Annotated in this window: 25 protein-coding genes; 16 read left to right on the top strand and 9 right to left on the bottom strand. The window is 57.7% G+C overall.

The window, feature by feature from the left end:
* Positions 1-17: 17 nt before the first annotated feature.
* Both dprA and tldD read right to left on the bottom strand, forming a co-directional pair.
* Positions 18-1,154 (bottom strand): DNA-processing protein DprA, encoded by a 1,137-nt coding sequence (dprA, locus tag AC2TCY_RS11825; protein WP_480847652.1) that lies wholly within the window; start codon positions 1,152-1,154, stop codon positions 18-20.
* A 238-nt stretch (positions 1,155-1,392) separates the two neighbouring features.
* The gene (gene tldD / locus AC2TCY_RS11820; RefSeq protein WP_480847651.1) at positions 1,393-2,814 is read right to left on the bottom strand and encodes a metalloprotease TldD; all 1,422 of its coding nucleotides are present in this window, start codon (positions 2,812-2,814) and stop codon (positions 1,393-1,395) included.
* 176 nt (positions 2,815-2,990) lie between these two features.
* Between tldD and coxB the strand changes: the two genes are divergently transcribed.
* The 11 genes from coxB (at position 2,991) to AC2TCY_RS11765 (ending at position 12,948) form a co-directional block, all read left to right on the top strand.
* The gene (gene coxB, locus AC2TCY_RS11815; RefSeq protein WP_480847650.1) at positions 2,991-3,902 is read left to right on the top strand and encodes a cytochrome c oxidase subunit II; all 912 of its coding nucleotides are present in this window, start codon (positions 2,991-2,993) and stop codon (positions 3,900-3,902) included.
* A gap of 83 nt (positions 3,903-3,985) precedes the next feature.
* Positions 3,986-4,942 carry a heme o synthase gene (gene cyoE / locus AC2TCY_RS11810; protein ID WP_480847649.1) on the top strand — a complete coding sequence of 319 codons (957 nt, stop codon included), beginning with the start codon at positions 3,986-3,988 and terminating at the stop codon, positions 4,940-4,942.
* A complete protein-coding gene (locus tag AC2TCY_RS11805; RefSeq protein ID WP_170744440.1) occupies positions 4,939-5,100 on the top strand; it encodes a hypothetical protein in 162 nt (53 codons plus the stop codon). Before cyoE ends, AC2TCY_RS11805 begins: the two co-directional genes overlap by 4 nt.
* On the top strand, positions 5,100-5,675 hold the full coding sequence (locus tag AC2TCY_RS11800) for a cytochrome c oxidase assembly protein (protein WP_480847648.1): 576 nt from the start codon (positions 5,100-5,102) through the stop codon (positions 5,673-5,675). Before AC2TCY_RS11805 ends, AC2TCY_RS11800 begins: the two co-directional genes overlap by 1 nt.
* A gap of 22 nt (positions 5,676-5,697) precedes the next feature.
* The gene (locus AC2TCY_RS11795; protein WP_480847647.1) at positions 5,698-6,513 is read left to right on the top strand and encodes a cytochrome c oxidase subunit 3; all 816 of its coding nucleotides are present in this window, start codon (positions 5,698-5,700) and stop codon (positions 6,511-6,513) included.
* A gap of 156 nt (positions 6,514-6,669) precedes the next feature.
* On the top strand, positions 6,670-7,344 hold the full coding sequence (locus tag AC2TCY_RS11790; RefSeq protein WP_480847870.1) for an SURF1 family protein: 675 nt from the start codon (positions 6,670-6,672) through the stop codon (positions 7,342-7,344).
* Positions 7,344-8,732 (top strand): threonine synthase, encoded by a 1,389-nt coding sequence (gene thrC, locus AC2TCY_RS11785; RefSeq protein WP_480847646.1) that lies wholly within the window; start codon positions 7,344-7,346, stop codon positions 8,730-8,732. The genes AC2TCY_RS11790 and thrC overlap by 1 nt, the downstream gene beginning before the upstream one ends.
* A complete protein-coding gene (locus tag AC2TCY_RS11780) occupies positions 8,729-9,991 on the top strand; it encodes a M16 family metallopeptidase (RefSeq protein ID WP_480847645.1) in 1,263 nt (420 codons plus the stop codon). The genes thrC and AC2TCY_RS11780 overlap by 4 nt, the downstream gene beginning before the upstream one ends.
* Positions 9,991-10,575, top strand: coding sequence for a GNAT family N-acetyltransferase (locus AC2TCY_RS11775; RefSeq protein WP_480847869.1), 585 nt, complete (start codon positions 9,991-9,993; stop codon positions 10,573-10,575). Before AC2TCY_RS11780 ends, AC2TCY_RS11775 begins: the two co-directional genes overlap by 1 nt.
* Before the next feature lie 103 nt (positions 10,576-10,678).
* Complete coding sequence (locus AC2TCY_RS11770) at positions 10,679-11,497, top strand: MBL fold metallo-hydrolase (RefSeq protein ID WP_480847868.1); 819 nt, start codon at positions 10,679-10,681, stop codon at positions 11,495-11,497.
* A 38-nt stretch (positions 11,498-11,535) separates the two neighbouring features.
* Complete coding sequence (locus AC2TCY_RS11765) at positions 11,536-12,948, top strand: FAD-binding oxidoreductase (protein ID WP_480847644.1); 1,413 nt, start codon at positions 11,536-11,538, stop codon at positions 12,946-12,948.
* Between the two features lie 41 nt (positions 12,949-12,989).
* Here the strand turns inward: AC2TCY_RS11765 and AC2TCY_RS11760 are convergent, their stop codons facing one another.
* On the bottom strand, positions 12,990-13,472 hold the full coding sequence (locus tag AC2TCY_RS11760; protein WP_480847643.1) for a fasciclin domain-containing protein: 483 nt from the start codon (positions 13,470-13,472) through the stop codon (positions 12,990-12,992).
* A 169-nt stretch (positions 13,473-13,641) separates the two neighbouring features.
* Positions 13,642-14,181: an adenine phosphoribosyltransferase gene (locus AC2TCY_RS11755; protein WP_480847642.1), complete on the bottom strand. Its 540-nt coding sequence runs from the start codon at positions 14,179-14,181 to the stop codon at positions 13,642-13,644.
* Positions 14,182-14,507: 326 nt separating this feature from the next.
* Here AC2TCY_RS11755 and AC2TCY_RS11750 point away from each other — a divergent pair, with 326 nt between their 5' ends.
* Positions 14,508-14,681: a hypothetical protein gene (locus tag AC2TCY_RS11750; protein WP_480783324.1), complete on the top strand. Its 174-nt coding sequence runs from the start codon at positions 14,508-14,510 to the stop codon at positions 14,679-14,681.
* A 5-nt stretch (positions 14,682-14,686) separates the two neighbouring features.
* Here AC2TCY_RS11750 and AC2TCY_RS11745 read toward each other — a convergent pair whose 3' ends face one another.
* Together AC2TCY_RS11745 and AC2TCY_RS11740 are read right to left on the bottom strand one after the other, a co-directional pair.
* Positions 14,687-15,316 (bottom strand): LysE family translocator, encoded by a 630-nt coding sequence (locus AC2TCY_RS11745; RefSeq protein ID WP_480847641.1) that lies wholly within the window; start codon positions 15,314-15,316, stop codon positions 14,687-14,689.
* A gap of 50 nt (positions 15,317-15,366) precedes the next feature.
* Complete coding sequence (locus AC2TCY_RS11740) at positions 15,367-16,383, bottom strand: DUF418 domain-containing protein (protein ID WP_480847640.1); 1,017 nt, start codon at positions 16,381-16,383, stop codon at positions 15,367-15,369.
* A gap of 250 nt (positions 16,384-16,633) precedes the next feature.
* Between AC2TCY_RS11740 and AC2TCY_RS11735 the strand changes: the two genes are divergently transcribed.
* Positions 16,634-17,491, top strand: coding sequence for an alpha/beta hydrolase (locus tag AC2TCY_RS11735; protein ID WP_480847639.1), 858 nt, complete (start codon positions 16,634-16,636; stop codon positions 17,489-17,491).
* Positions 17,492-17,509: 18 nt separating this feature from the next.
* Here AC2TCY_RS11735 and AC2TCY_RS11730 read toward each other — a convergent pair whose 3' ends face one another.
* A complete protein-coding gene (locus tag AC2TCY_RS11730; RefSeq protein WP_480847638.1) occupies positions 17,510-18,382 on the bottom strand; it encodes an S-methyl-5'-thioadenosine phosphorylase in 873 nt (290 codons plus the stop codon).
* Between the two features lie 219 nt (positions 18,383-18,601).
* On the opposite strand from AC2TCY_RS11730, the gene AC2TCY_RS11725 reads away from it, so the two are divergent.
* Positions 18,602-20,236 carry a SulP family inorganic anion transporter gene (locus tag AC2TCY_RS11725; protein WP_480847637.1) on the top strand — a complete coding sequence of 545 codons (1,635 nt, stop codon included), beginning with the start codon at positions 18,602-18,604 and terminating at the stop codon, positions 20,234-20,236.
* Between the two features lie 34 nt (positions 20,237-20,270).
* Here AC2TCY_RS11725 and AC2TCY_RS11720 read toward each other — a convergent pair whose 3' ends face one another.
* Entirely contained in the window at positions 20,271-20,909 is a 639-nt protein-coding gene (locus AC2TCY_RS11720) for a CatB-related O-acetyltransferase (protein ID WP_480847636.1), read from the bottom strand.
* Positions 20,909-21,514 carry a flavin reductase family protein gene (locus AC2TCY_RS11715; protein ID WP_480847635.1) on the bottom strand — a complete coding sequence of 202 codons (606 nt, stop codon included), beginning with the start codon at positions 21,512-21,514 and terminating at the stop codon, positions 20,909-20,911. Before AC2TCY_RS11715 ends, AC2TCY_RS11720 begins: the two co-directional genes overlap by 1 nt.
* Before the next feature lie 72 nt (positions 21,515-21,586).
* Here AC2TCY_RS11715 and AC2TCY_RS11710 point away from each other — a divergent pair, with 72 nt between their 5' ends.
* Complete coding sequence (locus AC2TCY_RS11710; protein WP_480847634.1) at positions 21,587-22,081, top strand: GNAT family N-acetyltransferase; 495 nt, start codon at positions 21,587-21,589, stop codon at positions 22,079-22,081.
* 53 nt (positions 22,082-22,134) lie between these two features.
* Positions 22,135-22,884, top strand: a complete 750-nt coding sequence (locus AC2TCY_RS11705; RefSeq protein ID WP_480847633.1) for an EcsC family protein — start codon at positions 22,135-22,137, stop codon at positions 22,882-22,884.
* Positions 22,885-23,135: the final 251 nt, after the last annotated feature.

The following is a 23,135-nucleotide window of genomic DNA, read 5'->3' as shown; positions in this document are numbered from 1 at the left end:
CTAGGGCTGCACATACGTCAACCGGCCAGTGACAGAAGGCCCCCGGGTTGTCTCAGGATTCGCCCGTCCAACTCCAAATCTACCAGCGCCGGGCCGATTTCACCTGCCGAAGCCGAGACATCGCGGAGCAACTGATCCTCGGCGATTGGTGATGGACCGAGCCGAGCCAGTATCTGTGCATGAAGCGTTTGAGTGTCCGTGTGGACCCGTTCAGTGTCGTTAGAAATTGCATTGGGTGCGAGAGGGGCAATCAGTTCATCTTGCGTCGGCAACGCGTCAATCACGTCAGCGGCGGACCGGACCAGGGTTGCTCCATCACGGATTAACAGGTTGCAGCCTGCAGCCCGCGCGTCGAACGGATGACCGGGTACGGCCAGAACTTCACGCCCCTGATCCAGCGCGTCACGCGCCGTGATCAGACTGCCAGATTTCGCGGCAGCCTCGACCACGATGACCGCTTGTGCCAGCCCGGAGATGATCCGGTTGCGGCGCGGAAAATGACGCGCTTGCGGGGTGACACCCATGGGCTGTTCCGACAAGCGCACTCCTGTTTCGGTTATCTTGTGCGCCAAATCAGTGTTTTCCGCCGGATAGATCACGTCCGCGCCACCGGCCATTACGGCAATGGTTCCGGCTTCCAAAGCAGCAAGATGAGCCGAGGTGTCGATGCCACGGGCCAGCCCGGACACTACAATATATCCCTTTTCTCCAAGCTCCTTCGCTAGACCTCGCGCCATTCGTGCTCCCAGAGACGAGCAGTTTCGGGCCCCAACCATGGCGATCGTCGGGCGTTTCAATACAGAGATATCACCAATCGCCCACAGCATCGGCGGGGCGTCGGCCACGTCATACAAGGCAGCCGGAAAATCAGCGGCCCCAAGGCACAAAAGCCGGGCTTTTGCGGCTTTTGCGGCCTTGAGTTCCGCCTCGATAACGCCGGGAGGGCAAGTTTCATACCCTTCGATTCCGGCGGCGCGTGCCATTTCCGGCAGCGCGGCTAGCGCATTCTGCGCCGAGCCATGGTCTCGCAGCAGGCGACGGAACGTCGCCGGGCCAACCTTGCGCGAACGCAACAGACGGAGCCAGGAGAACCGGTCCTCTTCCGTGGTGGGTGGGAGTGGGGGGTGATTGGAAGAAAGCTGCTCTTCGGTCATCCATTGCTCCGCCTGATTGCAGAACAGGTTTACGGGATGCAGGGTTAACAGCCTGTGAATCCCTGAAAATTCTATGCAAAACTTTCGGGATTTTTGATGCGTAATCTGCTAAGACATTGAGTTAATAAAATTAATTCAACCGCTTTTCTAGGGTTGGCGAATGCCGATTGAAACCTTTGGTACGAATTTGCGGCGCAGTGTTAACCCTGCGCCGCGTGAGTAGCGTTTGACAAACGACTCAGGCAGCTGATCCGCCGACAGTTAGTCCATCCATCAGAACCGTCGGTTGACCAACGCCCACGGGCACCCACTGGCCATCCTTGCCGCATGTTCCCATGCCTGGATCCAGCGCCATGTCGTTGCCCAACCCTCGGATGCGTTTCAAGGCCGACGGCCCGTCGCCAATCAGTGTGGCGCCTTTGACCGCAGCTCCGATCTTGCCGTTTTCGACCCGGTAGGCCTCGGTGCATGAAAAGACGAACTTGCCGTTGGTGATGTCCACCTGGCCTCCGCCAAAACCGACGGCCCAGATGCCATCCTTGATATCGGCAACCAGCGCTGCCGGATCGGCAGTGCCGCCCAGCATAATCGTGTTGGTCATTCGCGGCATGGGTTTATGCGCATAGCTTTGCCGCCGTCCGTTGCCCGTCGATGAAACGCCCATGAGACGCGCGTTCTGGCGGTCTTGCATATAGCCGGTCAAGACGCCGTCTTCGATCAGAACCGTACGTGAACTGGGCGTACCTTCATCGTCTACAGTGATCGACCCGCGCCGGTCGGCGATCGTACCATCGTCGACAACGGTCACGCCCTTCGATGCTATCTGCTGCCCCATAAGTCCGGCGAATGCAGAGCTACCTTTTCGGTTGAAATCACCCTCCAGCCCGTGACCGATGGCCTCGTGCAGCAGAATACCCGGCCAACCTGGCCCAAGCGCGACCTCCATCACGCCGGCAGGAGCGGGGATGGCTTCCAAGTTGACCTCTGCGATCCGTAAAGCCTCACGCACTTTGCCCTGCCAGTCGACCGGATCGATTAAACCGTCCAGACCGACCCGTCCGCCGCCACCGGCCGAGCCGCTTTCACGACGCCCGTTCTGCTCGACGATGACCGAGACATTCAGCCGCGTCATCGGACGCACATCGCGGACCACGACCCCGTCGGGGCGCAGGATTTCCACCTCTTGCACGGATGCGGCGATGGTGGCGCTGACCTGAACGACCCGAGGGTCGAGATCGCGGGCAAAGCTGTCGATGGCGCGCAAAGTCTCTATCTTGACCGGGAAATCTGCGGATTCGATTGGGTCCTCATCTGTGTAGAGACGTGTGTTGGTTGCGCGCGGTGCCTCGGCCAGTGTTCCTCCGCCATCCCCAACGGCCAGGCGTGCGGTTTCTGCGGCCCGCTTCAATGAGGGAATCGATACATCGGTAGAATGTGAATACCCAGCGACCTCGCCTTGTATGGCACGCAGTCCGAACCCCTCGGAAGCATCATAGGACGCCGTGCGCAGCCGCCCATCGTCAAAGACAAGAGACTCGGATTTCCGGCGCTCCACGAACAGCTCGCCATCCTCGGCGCCGGCGGTCGCGCCCTGTAGAATTGACAGGGCTTCGTCCTGTGGAAGGGCGCTCTCAAAGGGGCGAAACGGGTCGTTCGGCATCGGTTGGGACCTTTCGGGTTTGATCCAGATCAAAAATAGCGTCTGTTTGACGCAAGCATTTTGCTTTATCTACCCGCATGAATATGGTTTTTAACACGATCAAAGACAACGGGTGAGGTGTGACCGATTCACGCCTTTTCGCCAGGGACGTAAAGATCAAACGATCAGGACAGAACATGAAGAATGCTTTGATGCTTTCGGGGTTTGCAACAGCCCTCTCCAGCCTTCCCGCCATGGCTCAGGAGCTTGAGATTATTGGCAAGCCGGTCGATGGCGCCATGGGTTTTCAGCCCGCGGCCACCAGCCTTGCCGATGGGATTCAACGGCTGGATGGAATGATTCTGGTGATCATCACCGCGATCTGCCTGCTGGTTGCTGGCCTGTTGGTGTATTGCATCGTCCGCTACAATCAACGCGTTAATCCGACACCGGCACGATTCTCGCACTACACGCCTGTTGAGATCGCGTGGACTTTGGGTCCGATCCTAATTCTTGTCTTTATCGGTGCCTTCTCACTGCCGGTTCTGTTCAAGCAGCAGGAAATTCCCGAAGGCGACGTGGTCATTAAGGTTGTGGGCAACCAGTGGTACTGGACATACGAATATGTTGACCATGATTTCGCGTTTGACAGCTACCTGCTGGGACATCCCGCGACGCTGGACGAAGGCGCTCGCCCTGCCGACGCAGATGTAACACCGTTTGTTCTGGACGACGCGATGCGTGCCAAACTGGCGGATGCTGGCTATAGCCAGGATGAGTGGCTGCTGGCCACCGACACCGCCGTGGTTGTGCCGGTTGGCAAAATCGTCGTCATGCAAGTCACTGCGTCCGACGTGATCCATTCCTGGGCAATTCCGTCATTTGGCGTCAAGCAGGATGGTGTTCCGGGTCGTCTGGCCGAGCTGTGGTTCCAAGCTGACAAGGAAGGCATCTACTTTGGTCAGTGCTCGGAACTGTGCGGCAAGGACCACGCCTATATGCCGATCACGGTCAAAGTGGTCAGCGAAGAGGCCTATGAGCAGTGGTTGCAAGGTGCACAGGAAGAGTACGCAGGTCAGCCGGCAACCTATCAGGTTGCCTCGAACTGATGCCCTGCGCAGGCAATGGACTGCGCTCTGAATGATGTAAGCTGCGCGTCCTTCGCGCGGCTTTCACCCTCAAAGGACCGGAAATGAGCGACGCAAGCATCAATGCCAGCACGGTGACCGCCAAGGCACACACAGACGAGGCCAGTTTTGGCGATTATTTCGCCCTGCTGAAGCCGCGCGTGATGTCGCTGGTCGTGTTTACGGCTTTGGTAGGTCTTCTGGCGGCTCCGGTTCCTGTGCATCCCGTCGTCGGATTCTGTGCGATCCTGTTTATCGCCATCGGTGGTGGCGCGTCCGGCGCGCTGAACATGTGGTGGGACGCGGATATCGACAAGGTGATGAAACGCACCAAGGGGCGTCCAATCCCGTCCGGAAAAGTCGAAGAAGGCGAGGCTCTGGCGATTGGGCTTGCTCTGTCTGGCCTGTCGGTGATCATGCTGGGGCTGGCAACGAATTGGTTTGCAGGCGCGTTTCTGGGGTTCACCATTTTCTTCTACGTTGTCGTATATACGATGTGGCTGAAACGTTCGACGCCTCAGAATATTGTCATTGGCGGCGCGGCGGGGGCCTTCCCGCCGGTAATTGGGTGGGTCGCGGCGACAGGCTCGATGTCCATTGAGCCGTGGCTGATGTTTGCTCTGACATTCATGTGGACCCCTCCACATTTCTGGGCGCTGGCGCTGTTCATGCGTTCTGATTATGACGATGCCGGTGTGCCAATGCTGACGGTTACCCATGGCCGCCGTGCGACACGCACACATATTCTGGTCTACACCGCGTTGTTGGCGGTGCTGGCTATCGGTACTTCGTTCTCCGATATCGGCGGCCCGGTCTACTTGGCGGCCGCTTTGGTAATGAACGCCCTGTTCCTGCGGGGGGCATGGCAGATTTCGCGCCGGTCGGAAGAAGACGCTGAGATGGACAACTTCAAGGCTGAACGCTCCTTCTTCAAGCTGTCGCTGCTCTATCTTTTCCTGCATTTCGGCGCGATTCTCGCCGAAGCGCTGTTGAAACCTTACGGGCTGGGAGGCTGGTCATGAGCCTGCGTAAAAGTCATGAGCTGCATCAGCGCAGATTCAGCCGCAATCTTGGTGTTGGTCTGACTCTCGCAGCGTTCATCGTAATCATCTTCGGCCTGACGATTGTTAAGGTCTCGGGCACGGATTTTGGCATGGCGACGCAAGAGGTGCAGAACTGATGGCGCTGTCCGGTCCTCAGAAAACCGTTGTGCAGACAGTGGGGGTGGTTGTCCTGATGGGCAGCCTCGCCTGGGCGGCGGTGCCGTTCTACGACTGGTTCTGCCGTGTCACCGGTTTTGGCGGGACAACCGGCTTGGCCGAGACTGCACCCGAGGATATTCTGGACCGCACCGTGACGGTTCGTTTTGATGCCTCGAAAGCCAAGGACATGGCGTGGGAATTCAAGCCTGTCGAGCGTGAGATGGAAGTGCGTATCGGCGAAACCGGGTTGGCCTTTTACGAGGCGTATAACCCGACCGACCGACCGATTGCCGGCCAGGCGTCTTACAACGTCGCGCCGTATTCCGCCGGCGGCTATTTCCAGAAAATCGCCTGTTTCTGTTTTGAAGAGCAGGTGTTGGAGCCTGGCGAACGGGTTCAGATGCCAGTGACTTTTTTCGTTGACCCGGAAATGGTCGAAGATCTTGAAGCTAAGTATGTTCATACGATCACTCTGTCGTATACATTCTACGAAATTGACCTGCCCGAGGGCTACGCCGCCCTTGAAGCGCAGGCAAAAACAAAAACGAACTAACGCCTGTAGGTGAGGGACGCTGATGGCACATGCTAAAAACCACGACTACCATATTCTAAACCCCTCGATCTGGCCGCTGATTGGCGCCGCCGGTGGGTTTACGATGCTGTTCGGAGCTGTTCTGTGGATGCACGGGATCACCCCGTGGATGTTCTGGGCCGGATTGGTAGCCGTTCTGTACACCATGTTCGCCTGGTGGTCCGATGTCGTGGCCGAGAGCCGCGCCGGGGATCACACACCGGTTGTTCGCATCGGCCTGCGCTTAGGTTTCATCCTGTTCGTGATGTCCGAGGTGATGTTCTTCTTCGCCTGGTTCTGGTCGTTTTTCAAACACCGCATGTACCCGATGTACGATTATGCAGGCACCGAATACATCCAGCCGGACATTCACGCGGTTGATCCGTTCCACCTGCCGCTGATCAACACTCTGGTCCTGCTGCTGTCGGGCTGCGCGATCACCTGGGCGCACCACGCCTTGGTGCATGGCAATGACCGCAAGGCACTTGTGCAAGGTCTGGCGATCGGTATCGCGCTGGGGATCGCGTTTACCTTCCTGCAGGGCTTCGAATACTATGAGCTGCTGGCCCACGATGGCTGGAAGTTCGGTGGCGACCAGTTCTACTCGAACTTCTTTATGGCCACCGGGTTCCACGGTGCCCACGTGATTATCGGGACGATCTTCCTGTCGGTCTGCCTGATCCGCGCACTGCGCGGCGACTTCACCCCCGAAAAGCATATCGGTTTCGAGGCCGCCGCTTGGTACTGGCACTTCGTGGACGTTGTCTGGCTGTTCCTGTTCTTTGCAGTTTACATCTGGGGTCAAGCTCCGCTGATGTAACGACGATCAGATGATCCAATTGCAAAAGCCGCCCCATAGGGCGGCTTTTTCTCTATCTGGGGCGCAAGATTGCGCCCCGTACAATTGGGTGGTTGCAATTCGGTCTGCGCCCCCCTTAACAAGACGCCGGTTCCTGCAATGAGATATGGTTCTGTCATGCGCCGCATTCTGTTCCTGCTGATATTCGGTCTCGCCGGTCTGGGCGTGCTGCTGTCGCTGGGGGTGTGGCAAGTTCAGCGGCTGTCGTGGAAGCAAGGGGTGTTGGCTGAGATCGAAAGCCGGATATCCGCCGATCCCGTAGCCTTGCCGCAGCAAGTCTCCCAAGACGCTGACAAATACTTGCCCGTAACGATCTCGGGCGAGATGGAGCCGGGGGAAATCCACGTTCTGGTTTCGGTCAAGCAGGTTGGGGCAGGGTATCGCATCATCCAGTCCTTCAGCACTGATGATCGGACCATTCTGGTAGACAGGGGATTTGTTCCGACAACCGCTAAACAGGCCAAGCGCCTTAACGGTCCGATGGAGATCACCGGCAACCTTCATTGGCCTGACGAGATCGACGGCTATACGCCCGAGCCTGATATCGATGACAACATCTGGTTCGCCCGGGACGTGCCCAATCTGGCTGCGGCATTAGGGGCCGAACCAGTGCTGCTGATCGCACGTTCGGAAACCGACCCGGGGGTGAAACCTCTGCCGGTGGACGCCGCAGGCATTCCCAATGATCATCTGCAATATGCAATCACCTGGTTTGGCCTGGCCCTGGTCTGGGCTGCAATGACCGGATACTTCCTGTGGCGCCGCCGCGCCCCAACTGAGAGTGACGCGTAATGAAATACATCTCGACCCGTGGCCAAGCGCCCGAACTGACATTTGAAGAGGCGATGCTGACGGGACTGGCCCGTGACGGTGGCCTGTACCTGCCTGCTGAGATTCCGGTGATGAGCCAGGACGAGATCGCCGCTTTGGCTGGGTTGCCCTATGAAGAGATCGCCTTTCGGGTGATGTGGCCGTATGTCAACGGTTCATTCGCCGAGGGCGAGTTCAAGGAGATCATCGCCCGTGCCTATGAAGGCTTTGGCCACGACGCCCGCGCGCCGCTAAAGCAGTTGAACGAGAACCATTTTCTGTTGGAACTGTTCCACGGTCCGACGCTGGCCTTCAAGGACTTTGCTATGCAGCTGATCGGTCAGCTGTTCCAGGTGGCACTGAAGCGGCGCGGGGATCGCGTGACCATCGTTGGTGCGACCAGCGGCGATACCGGATCGGCAGCGATCGAGGCGTTCCGTGGGTTGGACGCGGTGGACGTGTTCATCCTGTATCCGCATGGCCGCGTGTCCGAAGTGCAGCGTCGTCAGATGACCACCCCTGCGGACGGCAACGTGCATGCTTTGGCCGTGGATGGCGATTTTGATGATTGTCAGGCCGCGTTGAAGGATATGTTCAACGATTTCGATTTCCGCGACAGTGTGAAGCTGGCGGGCGTAAACTCGATCAATTTCGCGCGTGTACTGGCGCAGATCGTCTACTACTTCTCCGCCGCAGTCAGCCTTGGCGCACCGCACCGCAAAGTCAGCTTTACTGTTCCGACCGGCAACTTCGGAGATATCTTCGCAGGTTACCTCGCCAAGCGCATGGGCCTGCCCATCGACCGACTAGTGGTTGCGACCAACCAGAACGACATCCTGCACCGCTGCCTGTCGGGCGAGGGGTATTTCAAGGGCGACACCATCCCCTCGATCAGCCCGTCGATGGATATCCAGGTCAGCTCGAACTTTGAACGTGCGCTGTACTACGCCTATGGTGAGGATGGCGGCGCCGTCGCGCAATTGATGGATGAACTCAAGAATGGCGGCTTCAACGTCAGCCAGGGTGCGATGGAAGCGCTGCGCGAGAGCTTTGACTCGGGGCGTGTGTCCGAGGACGAAACTTTGGAGACTATCAAGCACACATTGGATCACAGCGCCGAGCTGGTCTGCCCGCACACGGCCGTCGGTATCATGGTTGCCGAAGAACATCGCGCAGCGGACGTGCCGATGATCACTCTGGCCACAGCGCACCCGGCAAAGTTCCCGGCCGCGGTAGAGAAGGCCAGCGACGTACATCCGCCTCTTCCCTCTCGCATGTCTGATCTGTATGAACGTCCGGAACGGGTGACCCGCATCGCCAACGATCTGGGCACTCTCGAGGATCATATCAAAAGGCATATTGCTGAGTGACTGTCAGACAAGACCAACTGAAGAACGGATTTCGTATCGTCAGTGAACATATGCCGGGGCTGCAATCTGCGGCCATCGGCATCTGGGTGACCGCCGGAGGGCGGCATGAACGGATCGAGCAGAATGGTATCGCCCATTTCCTTGAGCATATGGCCTTCAAGGGAACTCAACGGCGGTCAGCGTTGCAGATCGCCGAGGCGATCGAGGATGTCGGCGGGTACATCAACGCCTATACGTCGCGCGAAGTGACGGCTTATTACGCTCGCGTTCTGAAAGATGACGTGGCACTGGCGATGGATGTCATCGGAGATATCGTTCTGAACCCTGTTTTCGACCCGCGTGAGATCGAGGTCGAGCGTGGCGTGATTCTGCAGGAGATCGGTCAGGCTTACGATACACCTGACGATGTGATCTTTGATTGGCTGCAGGAGCAGAGTTATCACGATCAGCCTTTGGGCCGCACCATTCTGGGCCCGACCGAGCGGGTTAGTGCGTTTTCTCGCGAGGACCTGTCGGGCTTTGTAGCCGAGCATTATGGACCCGATCAGATGATCCTGTCCGCAGCAGGCGCGGTGGATCACGACGCACTGATGAAAATGGCCGAAGAGATGTTTGGCCACTTGCAACCGCGCAAAGGACTGATCCCCGAGACCGCCCGCTTTACTGGCGGTGAGGCCCGTCAGGAGAAAGAGCTGGAGCAAGCCCATTTCGCGCTGGCGCTGGAAAGCCCCGGCTATCGCGATGATGCGATTTATACAGCGCAGATATACTCTACCGCTCTGGGCGGGGGGATGTCTTCACGCCTGTTTCAGGAGGTGCGTGAGACTCGCGGCTTGTGCTATACGATCTTTGCGCAGACCGGCGCTTATGCCGATACCGGGACGACGACGATCTATGCCGGGACATCAGCGGATCAGGTCGCGGAGCTCGCCACCATTACAGTCGATGAGATGAAGCGCGCCGCCGAGGACATGAGCAACGAAGAAGTTGCCCGCGCCCGGGCACAGATGAAGGCCGGGATGCTGATGGGGCTGGAAAGCCCGTCGAACCGGGCTGAACGTCTGGCGCGGCTGGTGCAAATCTGGGGCCGGGTGCCGTCGCTTGAGGATACCGTTGCCAAGATCGACGCGGTCAGCATGAAAGATGTGCGCTTGTTTGCCGAACAGATGGCCGTTCAGGCTCCGGCAGCGTTGGCTCTTTACGGGCCGGTTTCAGGCGCGCCGACATTGGCTGAATTGCAGGAGAGGCGCGCGGCGTGATGCTGTTGGGCCGACGCAAGCTAAAACTCGAGACCGAGCGGCTGAGCCTGCGTCCGCCCGTCCATTCCGATTTCAATGATTGGACCGCATTGCGCCGGGCGTCAAAAGAATACCTGACCCCGTGGGAGCCGATCTGGGCATCGGATCATCTGACGCGCAAGTCGTTTACCAACAGGGTGTACTGGGCCCAACGCTCGGTTGCCAGCGGGACTGCCATTCCCCTGTTTCTGTTTCGACGCAGCGATAACGTTCTGTTGGGGGCAATTACGTTGGACAATATCCGGCGAGGGCCGGCGCAGGCCGGGACTCTTGGCTATTGGACAGGGCAAACCTTTTCACGGCAGGGATATATGCGCGAAGCCATCGGCGCCTTGGTGCATCACGCGTTTACCCGGCTGGACCTGAGCCGGATCGAAGCTGCTTGCCTGCCAGAAAATACCGCTTCGCGCGGGCTGCTGGAGAGCTCCGGGTTTAAATACGAGGGCGTGGCTCAGTCATATCTGCAGATTAACGGTAGGTGGCGCACGCATGTGCTGTATGCCAGCCTGCGATCTGATCGGCGCGGGAAGACAGACGCGGGTTAGGTGGCCCTGCAGAGTAACTGGGATTCTGCCTCAAACCTCGTGGTGTTTTGGGTCATTTGAACAAGGGGCATGACTTGTGAGCGCAGTGCGCTACACTCAGGAGATGCGCTGGGTTGTTGTGGCATTGATGGTGATCTCTGGGGCGGCTGCGGCGCAGGAACGGCGGCCGAGCCATTGTATAGCAATCGCAGACGCCGCGCCCGGGATCGAATACCTGCGCAAAGCTGCCTGGAGTGATCCGGTTCCCGAGTTTTCGGTTCGGATCAGCTATATCGCCCATGCCTCGTTTCTGATCCAAACACGCGGCGGGTTGAACGCGGTAACGGATTTTACGGGCTTCATTGGTGCGGCAGATATGATCCCCGACATTGTTACCATGAACCATGCCCACAGTACCCATTGGACCGCGCATCCCGATCCGGCTATCCCGTATGTCCTACCCGGCTGGGGCGAGTTTGGTGAGGGTATCGACCATCACCTCGACTTGGGAGAGTTGCTGGTACGCAATGTGTCGACGGATATCCGCTCAGGGTTTGGCGGTGTCGAAGAGCGCGGAAATTCCATCTTTGTGTTCGAGATTGAAGGGCTGTGTGTTGGCCATCTGGGACATCTCCATCATGTCCCCTCAGACGCGCAATTCGCCGCGTTGGGACGGTTGGATGTCGTGATGGCAGCCGTCGACGGCGGCACCACCATGCCGTTGCCGGAAATGATCGAGGTTCTGAAACGGCTGAAAAGCTCGATCATCATTCCGATGCATTGGTTCTCAGGGTTTTCTCTGGAGCGGTTCCTGACTGATATCCGGGGTGAGTTCCCGGTTGAACGAGATGGGATATCCGAAATTGTCGTCTCTCTTCGTACCTTGCCGGACCGGCCGACGGTTGTGGTTTTGGAGCCCCGGTACCTGATCGAATTGGAATAAGGCTTGTCGCGAGGCACAGGCTTGGGCAAGGAATGGGTATGACATTGAATCCCGCCGATGAAAGCCTTGCCGAAAAAATCCGGGCGCACCTGCCCGAAGATGTCCTGCGCCCCGTCGCTGCGCGCTATCTTGAGGAGCCACGAGGTCGTTTTGCGGGGCGAGCAGGGCTATTGGCGCTGCCCAAAACGGTCGAACAGGTCAGTGCGGTAGTCCGGCTTGCCTCGGACGCCTGCGTACCGATTGTCCCCTATGGCGGTGGCACTGGATTGGTCGGTGGGCAGGTGTTTCCCAACGAACCTGAACCGCTTGTGGTTTCACTCGAGCGGATGACCGCGATCAGGGCTGTCTACCCGACCGAGAACATACTGATCGCCGAGGCCGGCGCCATTTTGGCGGACATTCAGACTGCTGCGGATAACGCGGATCGATTGTTCCCGCTTTCTCTGGCGGCGCAGGGGTCCTGCAGGATCGGCGGGAACCTTGCCACCAACGCTGGCGGCCTCAACGTACTGCGCTATGGCAATGCGCGCGATCTGTGTTTGGGACTTGAGGCAGTCATGCCCAACGGCGATGTCTGGCATGGCCTTAGCCGACTTCGCAAAGACAATACGGGTTATGACCTGCACAACTTATTGATCGGCTCCGAAGGCTCGTTGGGGATCATTACCGCGGCGTCTCTGAAGCTGTATCCAAAACCTGCGGGTGTAGGAACAGCGGTCTTCGAAGTAGCGTCGCCAGACGCCGCTATCGACCTGCTGGCGGTGTTGAGGGATCAAGTCGGTGAAGGGATCAGCGCTTTTGAGTTGCTTCACCGTCAAGGGCTTGAGTTTCTGGCGGAGGTGCTGCCGAATACCCGACAACCTTTTGATACGCCACCTGAATGGTGCGTCCTGGTTGAACTGGGTCTGGCGGCAGGTCTGGATCCAGTTGCAGCGCTGGAAGGCTTGTTCGAGGCGGGGTTGGCGCGGGGGCTGGTGACTGACGGAGTCATCGCCCAGAACTTGTCCCAACGGAACGACTTGTGGTCTGTGCGCGAGCAGATACCTGAGGCCAACCGGATCATTGGCTCTGTGTCCAGCCACGATATCTCGGTTCCGATTTCGACCATTCCCGAGTTCATCCGGCGCGGTGCCGAAGCTGTTGCGGGACTTGGGGATTTTCGCGTCAATTGTTTCGGACACCTGGGCGACGGCAATCTGCACTACAACGTGTTTCCGCCCAAAGGGTGCGACAGGGAAGAGTTCGAAAGTCAAAGATTGATCGTTAAGCACGCGGTGCATGATCTGGTGCACGAATTTGGAGGCTCCGTTAGTGCCGAGCACGGAGTGGGCCGCCTGAAAACCGGAGATGTAGAGCGTTATGGCGACCCGACAAAACTGGCTGCCATGCGTGCCATCAAGGATGCGCTGGACCCCAAAGGGATCATGAACCCCGGTGCTGTTCTTCGGTAAGGAATGCGGCCCAGATGCTCCGGGCCGCACCACAGCGGCGGTTAAGACGCAGGCAGAATAACTTTGTCGATCACATGAATCACACCGTTGTCGGCTTCGATATCGGCCTGAACGACGTTGGCGCCGTTAACCATAACGCCGTTATCCAAATCGATTGTGATCTCTCCCCCCTGAACAGTAGCTGCGGACATATCATCGGACAGGTCGGTCGACATCACCTTTCCCGGTACCACATGATAGGTCAGAATGGCCACGAGCTGATCCTTGTTTTCCGGCTTGAGCAGGGTTTCTACCGTACCTTCAGGCAAAGCGGCAAAGGCTTCGTCCGTGGGCGCAAACACGGTAAATGGCCCTTCGCCCTTCAGGGTGTCAACCAATTCGGCAGCTTGAACAGCTGCGACGAGGGTGGTGAAGCTGCCAGCACCCATTGCGGTGTCGACGATGTCTTTCTTGTGACCGTCGGCAAAGGCGGTTGTCGTCAGAAGAACGGTTGCGACGCTAGCGAAAGCGGTTTTGCGGAACATCGGATATCTTCCCTTGTTGAAAATGCCTCAGGTGGCATCGTCACAAATACGGCGCGGGACCGGGATAAGATCACCAGCTGCAACAGATCAGGGGAGTTGAAATGAAAAACGCCCGCGCTAAGCCCGGGCAAATAACATTTACCAATCACGTTCTTGTGATGTGAAGGCTTTACAAACCTTCAAATTCACACAGGACGTGAACGTCCATTCCCAGATCCTCAAGCACCTTTCGGCCGCCCAGTTCGGGCAGATCGATGATGAACGAGCACGAGACGATCTCACCTCCCAGACGTTCGATCAGCTTGATGCCGGCCTCTGCCGTGCCGCCAGTAGCCAGCAGGTCATCGACGACCAGAATTTTTTCGCCGGGCTGGATGGCATCATCGTGGACTTCGACGATAGCCTCGCCATATTCCAGTTTGTAATCCTGACTGATGGTTGTGCCGGGCAACTTGCCCTTTTTGCGGATCGGTACGAAACCCACGCTTAGCTGGTGCGCAATAGCACCGCCCAGGATAAAGCCGCGCGCCTCAAGCCCCACAACCTTGTCGATCCGTTCGCCTGCATAGGGATGCAGCATCTGGTCGATAGCAATGCGAAACCCGCGCGGATCCGCAAACAGGGTGGTGACATCACGGAACATGATCCCCTCATGTGGGAAATCAACGATCGTCCGGATGTAATCCTTGACGGTTTTGTTTCTGGACATGGGCACTCTTCTTCGCGTCAAAAAAAACACGCCAGTGTTTGGCCCATCAGGTCCTGTCATGCAAGGAAAGTCTTTCGCCTGCGGTTATTTGCGGCGGCGTGCCATGGTGTTCGGCAGGCTATAGTAGCGGTACAGCGTAGCCGGTAGCCAGGAGAGGTGCGGTTTGCGCCAGTTTCGCTGGTCTCGCAAAAGAAATGCCTGAGCCACATTAAGATTCATTGCCATAATCCCATTTTTGTTGTTTGGTGCCCGATAACTACAATCTATATGCTATGTATATACATTGCATCTCGAAAAGAATCAAGATTTTAATAGGATCAGATCGCGTGGCAAAAAAAGATGGTAAGGTTTCCACCAAGAAAAACAGTCAGTTGGTCCTGCGTCTGGACAAGGATGAACGGGATGCATTTGTCGAGCTGTGCAAAGAGCTCGACACTTCAGCCGCGCGAGAAATTCGGCGGTTTATCCGCGGCTTCATGAAAGAGAATGCGGAAAACTAGGTGTTTCAGGCCGGGCGACGCAAGATGGCGGTTGCCACGCCCATTCCAATCAGTGTCAGCCCGCCAACGCGCGTCAGCGCAGTAATGACACCTGAGCGGCCGATCGTCCTGCGCAGGCGATCCGCCAGCAGCGCATAGGCCAGGGCATTCACCCATGCCAGACCGACAAAGGTCGCAATCAGGATTGCGAATTGTGGGCCCAGTGGGTCGGTCGGGTGCAGGAATTGGGGCACGAAGGCGATGAAAAAGGCGATGGATTTTGGGTTCAGCGCCGTGACTGCTGCCGCGTGGCCGAAAACGCTGCGCGAAGTGACGTCCTTTCCTGTGTCCACCGGGTTCAACCCGCCCGAAGGCGCGCTGCGCAACAATTTGAACCCCAGCCAAACCAGATAGGCGGCCCCCACCCATTTCAGTACGGAAAACAAGGTGGCCGACGCCAGAACCAGCGCACCCAACCCCAGCAGCGAAGCCGTCATTGCAATCAGATCGCCAGCCGCCACACCAGTGGCCGAGGCGACGGATACACTGCGCCCTTTGGACAGCGCATAGCTTAGCACCAGCAACACCGTCGGGCCGGGGATCAGCAAAAGCGCGGTTGAAGCAGCCACAAAGGCCAGCCAAAGGTCAAGTTCCATGGGACGTCCCTTTCGTTACCGCGCCAGCAAGCCTCGGCAACACTGTAACGTCAAGCCCTTCGTGGGTCAGTCACGCGCCGCATCAGCGCCTCAAGAGGACCACGCTTGAACCAGCGGGACCAGAGACGCGCAAAGATGGATGAAGCTGCGCAGAACAAAAAGGCATAACCGGCGATTTCCGGTGCGCTCAGCGAACCATTCAGCAGACCTGCCTCTTCCAGCAGCCCCATTCCGATCAGGATATGGGCCATGTACAAGGTCAGGCTTTGTTTTCCCGGGGCCGTCAGGGCGCGGGTAAGGTGCAAGCGTTCGATCAGAGGCCAAAATTTCAGAAGAAGCCCGATCACAAGGCACGCGGTACCGGTGCCTGCAAGAACGTAGAATGGACCGGGCGGAATGGACTCGGTTCCCAAATAGGCTGCAAGTTCTGCGTCCGAGACCAGCATCTGCGGTAACAATGCCAGAACAGCTGCACCTGAACCCCATATGATCAGGCGGTGCTGAATGCACAAGTCACGCAGGTCTGACCGGCCAATCGCCATGCCGATCAGCAGAAATGCGGCCCAGGGCAGCACAGGATGCCAGCCATTGAACAGCGCGTTGCGCAGAAATCCGGGCAGGGTCCAGAGGTCGGAATAGGTCAGATTGGTCCAGTCCCATCCCCGATCGTAATCAAAGATCAGAACGGCCAGAACAGACGAACCCACAATCCCAAGCGCACCCAGCCACACAGACCGTTGGGATGTGGTCAGGAAGGCCGCGCCGACTACGAAATACAGCGCGTAAAAGTGCAGGATATCCGCCTCAAAAACGGTCATATTGACCAAACCCAGCACGAATAAAAACGCAGCCCGGCGCAACAGCAGCACGGCGGGTATTCGGGCCAATCCCAAACCAACCCCGGCCAACACCACAAATAAAGCCGCAGCACGCCCCTCCAGCGCATCGATCAGGATCGAGGCCCAGTCATTGCCCGGTGCGACCTGAGCTGCGACGCGGAAGTTGACCAGCACCATGCCGCAGAAGGCCAGAAACCGCGCACCGTCCAGTGCATCGAGACGTTTCATGCTGCGTCCTTGTTGTGTGCCGCCGATTCCCAAGCCGCTCGGGCTCGATTGCTGGAGACCTGTCCTCTCATTGTATATCTGACCCAACATGGCTTAGCTCATACGCGATTCAAGTTGTGAAGCATGATTTGGTTTCATTGTTGGTAACGGGGTAACAGGTTAAAGATTGCATTAACCTTTGCAGGCGTTTCTTGAATTCTCCCGATGAGTTCCCAGACTTCTGGAGCAGTCCACACTGACGGAGGAACTGATGACACAGACGCGGGATATGGAGCCCAAAGCCTTTTTCCGCTTTCGGCCGATCAGGGTTCGGAAGGCTCTGATTGGTGTTGTCGTGCTCGGCTGCGTTCTCTACGCTTTGGCGGTCGCTTACATGTACGTTAACCAACAGGCATTGCTGTACAAACCTGATGGCGAATTGCCTGAGCCCGGCGCGATCGGCCTGGCGGATGTTGATGTTGTATCGCTTCCTATGTCAGACGGTGTTCAGTTGACAGGCTGGGTCGCGCCAGCGGCCACAGATGGGGCTCCCACAGTTTTGTTCTTTCACGGACAAAGTGGAAATCTGTCTGACCGGGCCGACAGATTTCGTGAAATTCTCAATAGCGGCTATGGCCTTCTGGCCCCAAGCTATCGAGGGTTTCCGGGCAGCGGCGGCGAACCCTCGGAAGAAGCTTTGATTTCAGATGGGCTCGCGCTGTTCGATTATCTTCAGGAGCAAGGTGAAGAGGTCGTGCTCCACGGTCAGAGCCTTGGAACCGCAATAGCAGCCGCAGTGGCCGAGCAACGACCAAACGCTGAATTGCTGGTTCTTGAGGCTCCGTTCACTGCGACCGTCGATGTTGCGGCGGAAAGATACCCGTGGTTGCCTGTACACACCCTGATGAAAGACCAATTCGCCACTCGCGACATCATTGGAGCAATCGAAGTGCCCACAATGATTTTCCATGGTACAGATGATGAAACCGTCCCTGTGCATCACGGTCAGGCGTTGGCGGACCTGACGGATGAGTCCGCGCTGCTTTTTGTAGTTCCAGGCGGAACGCACAATGATTTGTGGTCACGCGGATTGTGGCAGGATGTACGCCAGCAATTGTCGCAGAAATAAGGTAACCCGGCGCAGACGTCAGAGGATTCTTCCGGCAACGGCATCCAGTTTGGCCAGCAACACCGGGTCACGTTTCTCGGGCGCGGTCAGGATGGCGTATTCCAATGCCCGGTCGCATCCATGCGGGCAGGGCTTGCGCTCGGCACCCAACAGGGCTGGCAATCTTTTGACCAAAGCGCGCCCTTTGTCGGCATTCCCAGTCAGAGTCGCTATGATTGCCGCCACGTCGACCTCTCCGTGGTCCGGGTGCCAGCTGTCGTAATCTGTGACCATTGCAACCGAAGCATAGCAAAGCTCGGCTTCGCGGGCGAGTTTAGCTTCGGGCATGTTGGTCATGCCGATCACATCGCAGCCCCACTGCTCGCGATACATTTTTGACTCGGCCAGCGACGAGAATTGCGGCCCCTCCATTGCCAGATAGGTACCGCCGCGATGGATAGTGATGCCCGCGGCTTTGCCCGCGGTTTCACAGGCATCAGACAGACGCGGGCACGTTGGATGGGCGACGCTGACATGCGCCACGCATCCGCTGCCGAAGAAGCTTTTCTCACGCGCGAACGTTCGATCGATGAATTGATCAACAATGACGAAATCACCCGGCGCCATATGTTCACGAAACGACCCGCAGGCGGAAACCGAGATTATGTCCGTCATACCGAGCCGCTTCAAAGCGTCAATATTAGCGCGATAGGGCACTTCTGTCGGGGAATGCACGTGGCCACGACCGTGACGCGGTAGGAACGCCATTTCTATCCCGTCCAGCGATCCGGTCAGAATTTGATCCGACGGCTCCCCCCAAGGCGTTTCAACCGTAACCCATGCGGCACCTTCCAGACCTTCGATGTCGTAGATGCCTGATCCTCCGATAACGGCGATTTTTGTTTGGGTCACGTGTCGTCTCCGCTTGATGTCTATGTTCGAATTATCTGCGCATCATGGGCTCATTTGGCAAGTGTGTTCAGCGGTTTGCGTGGAATGAATCCGAAGTCAGGCAAAATGAGTTATGCGCCCGGTGCATACCAGCATCCCACCTGATGCGGTATCCCACATTGTGTGGGGTATGTAAAAAGGCGCTTTCGCGCCAACAGACCCAATCCACAGGACACACCCATGCCTCGAGCCATGCTGGCAAGTTTTGCCAAACGCCTTGCCATTCCCGATTTGCGCTGGTCGCCGGACGAAGGGCTGACCGTGTCCCGCCTGCGGATCGAGCTGTTGTCGGGCCTGACCGTGGCGCTCGCCCTGGTGCCCGAAGCAGTGGCTTTTGCCTTTGTCGCTGGTGTTCACCCGCTGGTGGGCCTGTATGCCGCGTTTCTGGTTGGTCTGATCACAGCGTTAATCGGTGGACGCCCCGGCATGATTTCTGGCGCTACAGGTGCCTTGGCGGTGGTCATGGTGGCGCTGGTGGCACAGCATGGTGTTGAATACCTGTTCGCGACGGTTGTGCTGATGGGTATTTTGCAGGTCATTGCCGGCGCAATGCACTGGGGGCGGTTTATCCGTCTGGTGCCGCACCCGGTGATGTTGGGTTTCGTAAACGGCCTGGCGATTGTGATCTTTCTGGCCCAGATGGGCCAATTCAAAGTCCCCGGTACCATGGAAAACACCGGCCACGGTATGAGCGGGGGAGAATGGCTGTCCGGCATGCAGCTCTACACGATGCTGGGGCTTGTTGCGTTGACCATGGCGGTGATCTGGGTCATGCCGCGTATCACACGTGTCATTCCTGCTCCGTTGGCCGGGATCGTCGTGGTTGCGGCCATCGTGATCGGCATGGGACTGGATGTGCCGCGAGTGGGTGACTTGGCCTCGATCGAAGGCGGTCTGCCTTCGTTCCACATTCCGATGGTGCCGTTGAACTGGGAAACCTTTGAAATCATCTTGCCTTACGCGGTCATTCTGGCCGCCATCGGCCTAATTGAATCTCTGCTGACACTGAACCTTGTGGGCGAGATCACTGGCAAGCGTGGTGGTGCCTCGCAAGAGTGTATCGCGCAGGGTGCAGCCAACGTTGTGACCGGTTTCTTCGGTGGTATGGGTGGTTGCGCGATGATCGGTCAGTCGATGATTAACGTGAAGTCCGGCGGTCGGACCCGCATCGCCGGTATCGCCGCAGCTCTGTTCCTGTTGGTGTTCATCTTGTTTGCGTCACCCTTGATCGAGCGGATTCCGCTGGCCGCTCTGGTTGGGGTAATGTTCATGGTGGTGATCGGTACCTTCGCCTGGAACTCGTTCAAGATCCTGCTCAAGGTTCCGTTGATGGATGCCTTCGTCATCGTGCTGGTGACTGTTGTCACGGTGATGGAAGACCTTGCCGTTGCGGTCGTCGTCGGTGTGATCGTCTCGGCGTTGGCCTATGCCTGGAACAACGCCAAGCGGATCCACGCCGTCACACGCGAGTCTTCCACCGAAGAGGGTGCAAAGGTTTATGAGATCCAAGGGCCACTTTTCTTTGGATCCTCCGATGGGTTTGTCGAGCTGTTCGACGTAGCGAACGATCCGGAAACCGTGATTGTTGACTTTGCAGACAGCCGCGTGGTGGACCAGTCCGCATTGCAGGCGATCGAGAACATTGCCGGCAAATACGAGGCCGCGGGCAAGCGTGTAATGCTGCGCCACCTGAGCCGCGATTGCCACAAGCTGCTGACCAAAGCCGGCCATCTGATGGTCGATAGCGATGATGACCCGGATTACGAACTGGTGGTGGATTATTCGGTCCGCACCGGTATTCTCGGCGGGCACTGAATGTTAAAGGGCGGCCGATCTGGCCGCCCTTTAACTATGGAGCGAGGCGCTCCAGCAGTTCGATGTCCCCCGATTGCAGGGCGCTTTCAGCCTGGGTAACAACTTCAGCTGGCCAATCCCACCAGCACAATGCTTGAAGCCTGCCGATCACATCGGCATCGAACCGAAAACGCCGGACCTCTGCGGGGTTTCCGGTCACGATTGCATATGGCGGAATCTCACCCCGAACGACCGAACCTGCCCCAACGATGGCGCCATTTCCGATCTTTGCACCCGGTAAAATCAGAGACCCGTAACCGATCCAAACATCATGCCCGATGATGGTGTCACGCGTATCAGGCTGAAAGCCAGTCATGCGTTCCGGGTCGAAAACAGAAAACGGGAAACAGGTCAGCCCATCCATTGCATGGTTTGCAGACGACGTGATGAACCGCACCCCATGCGCGATTTGACAGAATTTCCCCAGTACCAGCTTTTCCCGGGAGAACGGAAACAAGTAGGGAGCCAGATGCGACGCCCAATCCTCTGGCGCAGCAAAATCCGAGGCATAGCTGAAAGCTCCAGCCAAAAACCGAGGATGATCAACCGCTTCAGACAGGAAAACGGTGCCCTTGTGATCGGAGCCATCTGGCAAAGTGATAGGGTATCTGCGTGTAGGGTCGGGTAGAGGCATCAGTCATCCGGTCTTGAAAGGCTGAACAGTTCTGTGACCACCGAGTAATCTCGGTACCCAAGTCGTGCCAGCGGTTTGAAGGATGTGACGTCGAACTTTCCATCCCGTATATGAGCGTCATGCAGGTGGATACCCGTCACTTCACCGAAAACAACCCGGTTGGCCTCGCCGGGTAACGTGACGATCTGCGTCAGCTTGCATTCCAGTGCAGCCGGGGCACCCTCGATCCGTGCGCAGGGGATGGTTTCACACTCAATTGGCGTCAGTCCGGCATGATCGAATTCGTCGATGTTTTTGGGTAGCCCCGCTGAACTGGCATTCATCGCGTCGCGTTGGGCATGTGCCACGACGTTGACGCAGAACACGCCTGTCGCCTCGATATTGGCGACGCTGTCCTTGCCGCCATCCTGATCGTGCTTGGTGCCTGTTGTGGCAAACATGACCTGTGGCGGGGTGTAGGCAACGCCATTGAAGAACGAATAGGGCGCCAGATTGTTGATCCCTTTCGCGTCGCGGGTCGATATCCAGCCAATAGGGCGGGGGGTTATGATGGCGTTAAACGGGTTATGTGGCAGGCCATGGCCGTCTTCGGGGCGATAGAACATCAGATCTCCAAGCGTTTGCCCAAGGCGTAACGAAGTGCTAGGGCGAATTCCAGCAAGGAAAAGAGGGCTGGGGTGCAGCAGTTCAATATCAGGCCGGAAGAGCCAGAGGATTGGTGGGAGGTCGAAGCCCTTTATGACCTGTGCTTTGCGCCCGGGCGCGAGGCCTTGTCGTCTTACCGTCTGCGCGATGATGTTCCACCGGTTTCTGGTCTGTCACAGGTGGCACGCGACGGTGAAGGCATTCTGGCTGGTGCCATCCGGTTCTGGCCTGTTCATATCGGCAAGTACGATGCGCTGTTGCTGGGGCCGGTTGCCGTTCACCCGACCCATCAGGGCGAAGGGCTGGGGGGGTATCTGATCCACCAGGGGGTCGAAGCCGGGCGCGCGCAGGGTTGGGACCGTGTCATGCTGGTCGGCGACGCGCCCTATTACGCCCGGTTCGGATTTGATCGTTTGCAGGGGATCGAAATGCCGCCTCCGACAAACCCGGACCGTGTTCTTGGATTGTCGCTGAAGCCCGGAGTTTGGGCGGGAATTCAGGGTTCTGTCACCCGGTGGACCCGCTGAACCATTGAAAACCTGCTGCAAAATGCCGATCTTTCCAAGACAGGAGGGTGCAGATGCAGAACGTTGTTCTTGTCGAAGAAATCGATGCCGAGGCCGAACTCGACCGTTTGGCAGCGCATTACAGCGCCGCTGGAGGGGCTGGAATCAAGCTGCTGAACAAGCTTGGAGGGTCGGCAGAGTCCCTGTTGGAACAACTTCCCGAACCCGTGCGGCAAGGATTGACTGGCGCGACTGAACAAGCCCTTTGGGTGGCTATGCATGCTGCGCAGGGCTCTCGGCACGCAGTACCTGATCAGCCACCGTGGGTGAACACTGTTGTGACTACCGCGATGGGGGCCGCTGGTGGACTTGGAGGCGTATCAACTGCGTTGATGGAGTTGCCTGCGACCACGACGATGTTGTTGCGATCCATTCAGGGCGCGGCTGCGCGCGAAGGGTTTGACCCTGCCGAGGAAGGGGTGAAATTCGACTGCGTCCGAGTATTGTCCGCTGCGGGTCCGCTTTCATTCGATGATGGCGCCGATACGGGATTTTTCTCGGTGCGCCTGACCTTGACTGGCCCGACAATGCAACGGCTGATCGCCGCTGTAGCGCCACGCTTGTCGGTTGTTCTGGGGCAAAAACTTGCGGCTCAGTCAGTGCCGATTCTGGGTGCGTTGGCAGGCGGAGGTACGAACTATGTCTACACGCGCTATTACCAGCAGATCGCTCATGTTCATTTCGGCCTGAGGCGATTGGCGGTGGACGCCGACATTCCGCACGAAGAATTGGTCCAACGCCTGTCGACCCGCATGTTGCGCTGACAAAGGGCAGATTTAAGGCTTTCTGAGTGCTTCAGCCTGCACCCCAAAATGGTCATAAGCCACTGCAGGGCATATGAAAACGGGATATGGGGGCGGCATTTCGGATTGCGCCGTGCAACTGGTTTCTAATGCGTTTGCTTCAAGGAAAGTGGGGCACATTTCTTTGAGACCGCAGGCTACGGTATTGTTTTTTTACGCTAATTGGGTGCGAATTGAGCCTGCCACATGCCGGGCGTATCTTCTGAACCAAG

The organism is Ruegeria sp. HKCCD7181, assembly GCF_057221055.1.
Note: the sequence above shows the minus strand (reverse complement) of the source record. Positions and strands in the feature narration are given on the sequence as shown.

Coding starts and splice junctions, on each gene's coding strand:
- AC2TCY_RS11775 (WP_480847869.1), top strand. CDS start 9,991: ATGCTGTTGGGCCGACGCAAGCTAAAACTCGAGACCGAGCGGCTGAGC.
- AC2TCY_RS11755 (WP_480847642.1), bottom strand. CDS start 14,181: ATGTCCAGAAACAAAACCGTCAAGGATTACATCCGGACGATCGTTGAT.
- cyoE (WP_480847649.1), top strand. CDS start 3,986: ATGAGCGACGCAAGCATCAATGCCAGCACGGTGACCGCCAAGGCACAC.
- thrC (WP_480847646.1), top strand. CDS start 7,344: ATGAAATACATCTCGACCCGTGGCCAAGCGCCCGAACTGACATTTGAA.
- AC2TCY_RS11800 (WP_480847648.1), top strand. CDS start 5,100: ATGGCGCTGTCCGGTCCTCAGAAAACCGTTGTGCAGACAGTGGGGGTG.
- AC2TCY_RS11805 (WP_170744440.1), top strand. CDS start 4,939: ATGAGCCTGCGTAAAAGTCATGAGCTGCATCAGCGCAGATTCAGCCGC.
- dprA (WP_480847652.1), bottom strand. CDS start 1,154: ATGACCGAAGAGCAGCTTTCTTCCAATCACCCCCCACTCCCACCCACC.
- AC2TCY_RS11745 (WP_480847641.1), bottom strand. CDS start 15,316: ATGGAACTTGACCTTTGGCTGGCCTTTGTGGCTGCTTCAACCGCGCTT.
- AC2TCY_RS11720 (WP_480847636.1), bottom strand. CDS start 20,909: ATGCCTCTACCCGACCCTACACGCAGATACCCTATCACTTTGCCAGAT.
- tldD (WP_480847651.1), bottom strand. CDS start 2,814: ATGCCGAACGACCCGTTTCGCCCCTTTGAGAGCGCCCTTCCACAGGAC.
- AC2TCY_RS11760 (WP_480847643.1), bottom strand. CDS start 13,472: ATGTTCCGCAAAACCGCTTTCGCTAGCGTCGCAACCGTTCTTCTGACG.
- AC2TCY_RS11725 (WP_480847637.1), top strand. CDS start 18,602: ATGCCTCGAGCCATGCTGGCAAGTTTTGCCAAACGCCTTGCCATTCCC.
- AC2TCY_RS11715 (WP_480847635.1), bottom strand. CDS start 21,514: ATGTTCTATCGCCCCGAAGACGGCCATGGCCTGCCACATAACCCGTTT.
- AC2TCY_RS11735 (WP_480847639.1), top strand. CDS start 16,634: ATGACACAGACGCGGGATATGGAGCCCAAAGCCTTTTTCCGCTTTCGG.
- AC2TCY_RS11705 (WP_480847633.1), top strand. CDS start 22,135: ATGCAGAACGTTGTTCTTGTCGAAGAAATCGATGCCGAGGCCGAACTC.
- AC2TCY_RS11765 (WP_480847644.1), top strand. CDS start 11,536: ATGACATTGAATCCCGCCGATGAAAGCCTTGCCGAAAAAATCCGGGCG.
- AC2TCY_RS11790 (WP_480847870.1), top strand. CDS start 6,670: ATGCGCCGCATTCTGTTCCTGCTGATATTCGGTCTCGCCGGTCTGGGC.
- AC2TCY_RS11740 (WP_480847640.1), bottom strand. CDS start 16,383: ATGAAACGTCTCGATGCACTGGACGGTGCGCGGTTTCTGGCCTTCTGC.
- coxB (WP_480847650.1), top strand. CDS start 2,991: ATGAAGAATGCTTTGATGCTTTCGGGGTTTGCAACAGCCCTCTCCAGC.
- AC2TCY_RS11770 (WP_480847868.1), top strand. CDS start 10,679: ATGCGCTGGGTTGTTGTGGCATTGATGGTGATCTCTGGGGCGGCTGCG.
- AC2TCY_RS11795 (WP_480847647.1), top strand. CDS start 5,698: ATGGCACATGCTAAAAACCACGACTACCATATTCTAAACCCCTCGATC.